This window comes from Acinetobacter sp. 231_lipA (assembly GCF_058243005.1).
Window position 1 is genome coordinate 1 of record NZ_JBZAYU010000005.1, and the last position, 5,909, is coordinate 5,909.

Consider the following 5,909-nt stretch of genomic DNA (forward strand, 5'->3'; position numbering starts at 1 on the left):
GTATGAGTTACTTTATGTTTAGGAAAATTATTTTAAGTTTGTGCTTAAGTTTACCTCATGTAACTTCAGCAGAAAATCTAGCATTAACTTCTAAAGAATTAATAGATTTAGAATTTAGAGAAAATTTAAATAAAAACTATTCGCTTGAGGAACTTACTTTAATACTTAATGAAAAATTGAAGGAAATATCAGTAATTTTTCCTGAAATACAGGGTGTTTTTGTAGATGAAAAAAATAGGGAAATTGTACTTGTTACTTTAAAAAGTGAGGACGATTTTATAAAACTTCAACAAGCTAAAAGTATATTAAATGCTCCAGTAAGATTAATGGTACTTTCAGCTCCATTTCTAGAACATTAAAAAATGTCTATACAAAAATTAAAGATAGAATCATTTTACATAGTAAGAAATCTCTATTTTTAGACATTTTGATTATGCTAAAGGAATAGCTATAGCCATATTTCAAAGTCGGGCAACTTTGCGCTTGCTGTAATCTGATTAGTAATAAGAAAAACCAAGTAAAGTACCGATCATCTAGTATTTTTTAGGGTCGATCTGACACCAGTCATAGGTTTTTTCTTTGACGTTATTTGGTTGGAATGAGTAACACGGCTTTTTCGTCATGATTCTGACGAGTGTTTCTCCATCATCAACTTTGATTTGAAGTGCATATTGTTCTAATGCTTTCTTATCTGCTCTGCGCTGTTGAATTTCATCAAGGCTTGGAACATACAAAAATATAGCCAAAAGCAATACGAGAACCAAAGCCACAAAAGTACTGGCAAAAAACAGGATAAATTTTGCATTTAGTTTAGCTGTAACTTGGTTTAAATGCTGAATACTGTTGTTCAATGCGCCTGTATGCTTCTTATTTGCGTTTTCTAGCGACTTTTCAGCCTTATTGAGTACTCCGCTAGCCACTTCGTTGTAAAACGTCTCTAATCGCTTGTTATCGTCTGCTATGGCTTCTCTGTATTCCTTCATAGATGCCAATAGAATATATAACTGATCGTCTAGGTCTAAATCATCATTTTGGTTACTCATCGTGACCATCCATCATTATCTAAATCTCGTGATGCCTTACGATTTGCTTGTTCGGCTCGTTGTTTATCTAATTCTTGCTGTCGCTTCATTTCCGCTTGGCGTTCCAGTTCTAGGCGTTTGCTTTCTTGGTTCTTCTGCCATTGCTCAAAACCTTGATCGACACGGTTTAAACCACGCTGTAAAACGCTCTCTTTCTGCTGTTTCTGTTGGTCAAGTTGTTGGGTGTTCTGCTGTTTCACATTGTCATTGAAACGGCTAATTTCAGTGTCTATGCCTTGTCTGCGTAATTGAGTGACTTTGGTGCCTTCATGGATGGTGGCTTGTAGTCCGTTGTTCTGATCGGCATAGCTGCGGTGATCTATTTTTTCTCGGTAGCCTGCACGTTCCAATGCTTTATTGGCTAAGTCTGCCCATGTTTCTCTAATTTGCTTAATGTCTTCTTGGGTTGTCCCCATACCAAGGCTTTTTCGTTTGGCATTGCTTAACTCAATATCGGTTTTAGTGGTTAGGGTAAGTTTCTTGTCCGTATCTAATTCTGCCTTTCGGGTGGTGAGCATGATATGGGCGTGATGGTTCTTATCATTACCGCCTTTGCTCGGTTCATGGATGGCTAAATCTGCAATCACGCCATAGCGATCAACTAAGGACCTGGCAAAGTCTTTTGCCAAGTCCTTACGTTGATCAGGGTCTAATTCATCAGGTAGGGCAATCACCCATTCTCTAGCCGTTCGGGCATCTTTACGGTTTTCGGTTTTTTCTGCCAAGTTCCAAAGTTCATTACGGTCAATTTCAATATCTAAATTAGAGATAATTTCAGAATGGGCTACACCGTCCTTTCTCGTAAAGTCATGCGTCAATCCTGTACGCTCATCTTTGAGTTTTTCCCCTGCACGATATGCAGAAGATGCAACCGCAGTTCGTCCCGAACTTCGGTTAACCGTTTTAGTCGAACAATGATAGATTGCCATGCAGTCGCCTTGAGATGCTTTTGCTTTTAAAAAATTGCGTAGCAGTTTTTTGGGGTTAAGGGGAATCCCCTTACGCAAACTTTGACTTGGATGAAATCCAAGTCGTAAGTGCGCATTTCATGAAAAACACGATAGCATATTAACCGCTTGAATTTCAATTCATAGGTTCTTATGCTTGAGTGGTTTTCCTATATCCCGAAATGAACCGTTATGACCAAATCAGCCGAAAATATCGAAAAGAAAATTGAAGCTCAGTTAGAGAAGCTAAAACAGTTAAAAGCACAAAAACAAGCTATCGAAGCTAGAGAAAGATCGAAGCAAAAAGAGCAAGAAAGAAAGGATGATACTCGACGTAAAATTTTGCTCGGTTCTTATTTAATTAAAAAGATGCAAAGTAATGAAGCCAACAAAGAAAAAATACTCATGGAACTTAATGAATATTTAACTGAAAATAGAGATAGACAGCTTTTTGACTTACCAAATATTGAGGAAAATTAATTATGAATAAAGCCGATTTAATTGCCAAATTAGCACCTAAATTAAATATTAATCAAGACGAAGCAAGAGTTGTTCTTAATTCTGTTCTTGAAGTCATTACAGAAGCCCTAGTTGAAGAAAAAAATGTCCGATTAGTTGATTTTGGTACTTTTTCAGTAAAACAACGTCCAGAAAGAATGGGACGCAATCCTAAAACTGGAGAAAAACTTAAAATTGAAGCTAAGGAAATCGTTACTTTTAAACAAGGTAAGGCTTTGGGAGAGCAATTTATTGTTAAGCCAAAGCAAAAAAGTAAAGCTAAGAAGAAAGCCTAATTTTTCTTAGCTCTTTGTTTTTCTTGTTCGGCTTTATACTCTGGAATTAGCTCATTTAAGACCTTTTGGATATTTTCCTTATCTTCGATCTGCAAATTATCCCGATAGTAAATTAAGTCCTCTATTTTGCTTTCCATCTGCATTTTTTCGGTGGGTTCGGCATTTTGGGATATTCGGGATAATAGGAAGATATAACTGCATATATTTTCCCTCGCAATTTCATAATTTACGATATCGAGGTATTCAGCTTGTGTGCCGTGAAATTCTTCTAATAGGTTGGTTAATTTCATCATGCTTGAAACCCTGCTTTTTCTAAACATGGATAAAGCTCTCTGAACTTTTCAGGCTCTAAAAGCATGTCAGCGATACGAATAGCAAATTGCTGAAAGCTTTCCGTACCTTGTGAGTATTTGCTCATTTCGGGCATTTCAGACATTTTATTTGCAAATAAATGGCGTTGTGGATCGCTCAATTTTATAAAAAAATCAGGGTTACTACGATTTTGCTTAGATATTATTTTTTTTGAGATTTTATCTACTTTAGGCTTAAATTTGAATGAAAAACCTATAATTGTCCGCCCCTGCTTATGTTGCTCGTATTTAATCGTATAGTCTGAATGTTGATTCACTTGCTCCACAGCCACATCTAGGACTCGCAACTTAAAGTTAGAAATAATTTTATATTGCTTAGGTTCTACACCTAATTGCCCTCGTAATTGTTCTATTTCAATAAATGGAATATGTCCGACATTTTTCCATTTCATTAGGAGTTCAAACAATCGAGTAGCGTAGGTACTGGTAAAGTCGGTAGTTTGTGATAAGTAATAGCTTGTGAAATATTCTTTTGAATTAGCAACCAATAGGACAACATCACTGGTAAGTTGGAAGTGTAATAAACCCTCTGATTCTGTATAACCGATCTTTTGTACCCATCGTGATTTCATAACGGTTGGTATATCGCAATCTCTTAGCTTTTTGGGACGTTTAAAAGTGTATTCCTTACCAAATTCCAAGCCATATAAGGTGTATGAGAAATAGCGTAAAAACAACCGTTCTGATGCTTCTTTTAATGCTCGATAAGCTACTGAACCATCAACCTTAAATTGTTCAGCATATTCCCCTGCATGTATGGTCAGAACTGTATCACTGGTAATTTCTTGGTGCTGATTATTAGCTTTGACCAAAGCCAATCCAATTAAGCGTTGTTCTACTAAGCTCAAGGTATAACTTGCATCAATCAGCGCATTATTTTTAACAACTAAATCATTTGCCATTTCTTATACATACATTCTTTTTAGTTGTAATTATATTACATAGATTAAATACGTATAGCAATACTGCATAAACGTATAGATAAGACTGCATAAACGTATAGATAAGACTGCATAAACGTATAGATAAGACTGCATAAACGTATAGATATATCAATATAAGCCATTGATTATTAATATGAATAAGTGGTCTAAAATTATAAAATTATAAAATTATTAAAAAGAGGGGAGTGCTAAAAACTGCCCTAGGTACTCGCTAAAGCTCGTACTCTATTGAAGCTCGTTCCTCGCTTCGAGGGGCAGTTTTTGGTTAATCCTGTTTGTGAAATCTAAAAGCAAAAGCATTGGTAATGTATTCGCTTCGCTCATACTTTTTGAAAAGCAAAAGCTCCAAAGTTCGCACCCATTCGGGATGCTCTGTATCTACCGTTTAAAATCTAAAGGAAGCTTGTAATCAGAGAAAGGGCGAGCGTGAAATTTTGATGATGCTCAATCGCTCGTAGACACTCGCTCGGTTCTTATTATCTAGGTTTTAATTATTTAATGAAGCTAATCAAAGTTGTGAAACATTGCTTAAATAATAGGCGTGGAACGTGAAAAATCATAAAAAAAGCCCACCTTGGGGAAGATGGGCTATAAACTAGAAACTACAGCATTGATTTCTAAGTGGAATTATAACGTATTTCGTATAAGGTGTATTATGTTAATTTTAGGGAAACTTAATTCTATAGGTGATACCAATGGACAAAAAGATAGAAGAGAAAACTAAAGATATTAATGAAAAAATTCAAAAATTGGATTTAGCTATCCAAGAACTAATAGAAACTACAGACAATTTTTTTATTAATGATAAGTACTATGGAATTGAATGTGCTTTTATTTTAGACCATGCACTAAATATTAAAATGCACTTTTTCAACAAGTATCCAGCATTTGCACCACCTCACTTACGAGGAGTAGAAAATTATGATCGAATTATACATATTAGAGAAAATAATCCTGAAGATAAGCTAGAACAAATTTCTCCTCTTAAAGACTAAATTTTCTAATCGCGTACTTAGAAGCCCCTATTATTTAACATAATGGCGGTTATACGAAATTTGGATGTTAGAACCCATTTAAATTAATGAGTTATTGAATAAGTAAAACCCTCTAAGTAGACTTTTAGAGGTTGTAAATCTAGGAAAAAGCTAAAGATGCCGTTGATTGAGTATTACGGTCTGCTATTTGAATGGCACGATAAAAAAATGGAATTAGTCTATCGAGGGCGTGAAATTACTTTTGAAGAGGTATGTAGTGTTTTTCTTGATCCAGAGCTGATGTCCTTTGACGATCTTGGTCATTACGATGAGCAACGGCTAATATCAATCGGTCTGAGTAATCGTGGTAGACTACTAACAGTGGTTTGGGTTGAACGTGGTGATGTTGCAAGAATCATTACTGCCTTTGAGCCATCGCACAATCAAAAGCGGAGGTATAACCATGCAAAATGAATTAGAACGTTATAAAAATTTTGACCCTACCAATGCGCCAGTAGTAAAACCAAATTTTGTTAAAAAATTACAAGAACGCCATGCGATTGCTCAAGCAAAGGCTTTTGATGCGGATGTTGTAACTTGGCTAAGTTCTCAAGATAATGAAACAAAACAGCATATTAACGACATGGTGCGCCATATCATGGCGTTGAAACGTATTTAATTAAAATTTAGCTCGATGCTTTGCAATATGGCGTTAGCCATATTGCAAAGTCGAGCCACTTTGCGACTGTTTTTGTTTAATTAGTAATGAAAAATACCAAGCAAAGTACCGATTTCTA

Annotated in this window: 9 protein-coding genes and 1 pseudogene; 6 read left to right on the plus strand and 4 right to left on the minus strand. The window is 35.5% G+C overall.

What is annotated here, in order from left to right; genetic code table 11:
• Positions 1 to 359, plus strand: a pseudogene (locus tag AC4CUX_RS19310) (hypothetical protein); the annotation flags it as partial.
• Between the two features lie 174 nt (positions 360 to 533).
• Here the strand turns inward: AC4CUX_RS19310 and AC4CUX_RS19315 are convergent.
• Positions 534 to 1,043, minus strand: a complete 510-nt coding sequence (locus AC4CUX_RS19315) for a hypothetical protein (RefSeq protein ID WP_136144375.1) — start codon at positions 1,041 to 1,043, stop codon at positions 534 to 536.
• On the minus strand, positions 1,040 to 2,011 hold the full coding sequence (mobQ, locus tag AC4CUX_RS19320) for a MobQ family relaxase (protein WP_136144376.1): 972 nt from the start codon (positions 2,009 to 2,011) through the stop codon (positions 1,040 to 1,042). Before mobQ ends, AC4CUX_RS19315 begins: the two co-directional genes overlap by 4 nt.
• A gap of 210 nt (positions 2,012 to 2,221) precedes the next feature.
• On the opposite strand from mobQ, the gene AC4CUX_RS19325 reads away from it, so the two are divergent.
• Together AC4CUX_RS19325 and AC4CUX_RS19330 are read left to right on the plus strand one after the other, a co-directional pair.
• On the plus strand, positions 2,222 to 2,509 hold the full coding sequence (locus AC4CUX_RS19325; RefSeq protein WP_004647572.1) for a DUF8583 domain-containing protein: 288 nt from the start codon (positions 2,222 to 2,224) through the stop codon (positions 2,507 to 2,509).
• Positions 2,510 to 2,511: 2 nt separating this feature from the next.
• Positions 2,512 to 2,823 carry an HU family DNA-binding protein gene (locus tag AC4CUX_RS19330; protein ID WP_004647573.1) on the plus strand — a complete coding sequence of 104 codons (312 nt, stop codon included), beginning with the start codon at positions 2,512 to 2,514 and terminating at the stop codon, positions 2,821 to 2,823.
• On the opposite strand, the gene AC4CUX_RS19335 is transcribed toward AC4CUX_RS19330, so the two are convergent.
• Together AC4CUX_RS19335 and repM are read right to left on the minus strand one after the other, a co-directional pair.
• Positions 2,820 to 3,116: a hypothetical protein gene (locus tag AC4CUX_RS19335; protein WP_087554523.1), complete on the minus strand. Its 297-nt coding sequence runs from the start codon at positions 3,114 to 3,116 to the stop codon at positions 2,820 to 2,822. The two genes, AC4CUX_RS19330 and AC4CUX_RS19335, sit on opposite strands and share 4 nt — an antisense overlap.
• Positions 3,113 to 4,096 carry a replication initiation protein RepM gene (repM, locus tag AC4CUX_RS19340; protein WP_087554524.1) on the minus strand — a complete coding sequence of 328 codons (984 nt, stop codon included), beginning with the start codon at positions 4,094 to 4,096 and terminating at the stop codon, positions 3,113 to 3,115. Before repM ends, AC4CUX_RS19335 begins: the two co-directional genes overlap by 4 nt.
• 737 nt (positions 4,097 to 4,833) lie before the next feature.
• Here repM and AC4CUX_RS19345 point away from each other — a divergent pair.
• The 3 genes from AC4CUX_RS19345 (at position 4,834) to AC4CUX_RS19355 (ending at position 5,791) form a co-directional block, all read left to right on the plus strand.
• Positions 4,834 to 5,133, plus strand: a complete 300-nt coding sequence (locus AC4CUX_RS19345) for a hypothetical protein (protein WP_000358348.1) — start codon at positions 4,834 to 4,836, stop codon at positions 5,131 to 5,133.
• A gap of 156 nt (positions 5,134 to 5,289) precedes the next feature.
• On the plus strand, positions 5,290 to 5,586 hold the full coding sequence (locus AC4CUX_RS19350; protein ID WP_136144373.1) for a BrnT family toxin: 297 nt from the start codon (positions 5,290 to 5,292) through the stop codon (positions 5,584 to 5,586).
• Complete coding sequence (locus AC4CUX_RS19355; RefSeq protein WP_136144374.1) at positions 5,576 to 5,791, plus strand: hypothetical protein; 216 nt, start codon at positions 5,576 to 5,578, stop codon at positions 5,789 to 5,791. The genes AC4CUX_RS19350 and AC4CUX_RS19355 overlap by 11 nt, the downstream gene beginning before the upstream one ends.
• Positions 5,792 to 5,909: the final 118 nt, after the last annotated feature.

What these genes read in the sequence shown, in the direction of transcription:
- mobQ (WP_136144376.1), bottom strand. Translation starts at nt 2,011, where the DNA reads ATGGCAATCTATCATTGTTCGACTAAAACGGTTAACCGAAGTTCGGGA.
- AC4CUX_RS19335 (WP_087554523.1), bottom strand. Translation starts at nt 3,116, where the DNA reads ATGATGAAATTAACCAACCTATTAGAAGAATTTCACGGCACACAAGCT.
- AC4CUX_RS19350 (WP_136144373.1), top strand. Translation starts at nt 5,290, where the DNA reads ATGCCGTTGATTGAGTATTACGGTCTGCTATTTGAATGGCACGATAAA.
- AC4CUX_RS19330 (WP_004647573.1), top strand. Translation starts at nt 2,512, where the DNA reads ATGAATAAAGCCGATTTAATTGCCAAATTAGCACCTAAATTAAATATT.
- repM (WP_087554524.1), bottom strand. Translation starts at nt 4,096, where the DNA reads ATGGCAAATGATTTAGTTGTTAAAAATAATGCGCTGATTGATGCAAGT.
- AC4CUX_RS19355 (WP_136144374.1), top strand. Translation starts at nt 5,576, where the DNA reads ATGCAAAATGAATTAGAACGTTATAAAAATTTTGACCCTACCAATGCG.
- AC4CUX_RS19325 (WP_004647572.1), top strand. Translation starts at nt 2,222, where the DNA reads ATGACCAAATCAGCCGAAAATATCGAAAAGAAAATTGAAGCTCAGTTA.
- AC4CUX_RS19315 (WP_136144375.1), bottom strand. Translation starts at nt 1,043, where the DNA reads ATGAGTAACCAAAATGATGATTTAGACCTAGACGATCAGTTATATATT.
- AC4CUX_RS19345 (WP_000358348.1), top strand. Translation starts at nt 4,834, where the DNA reads ATGGACAAAAAGATAGAAGAGAAAACTAAAGATATTAATGAAAAAATT.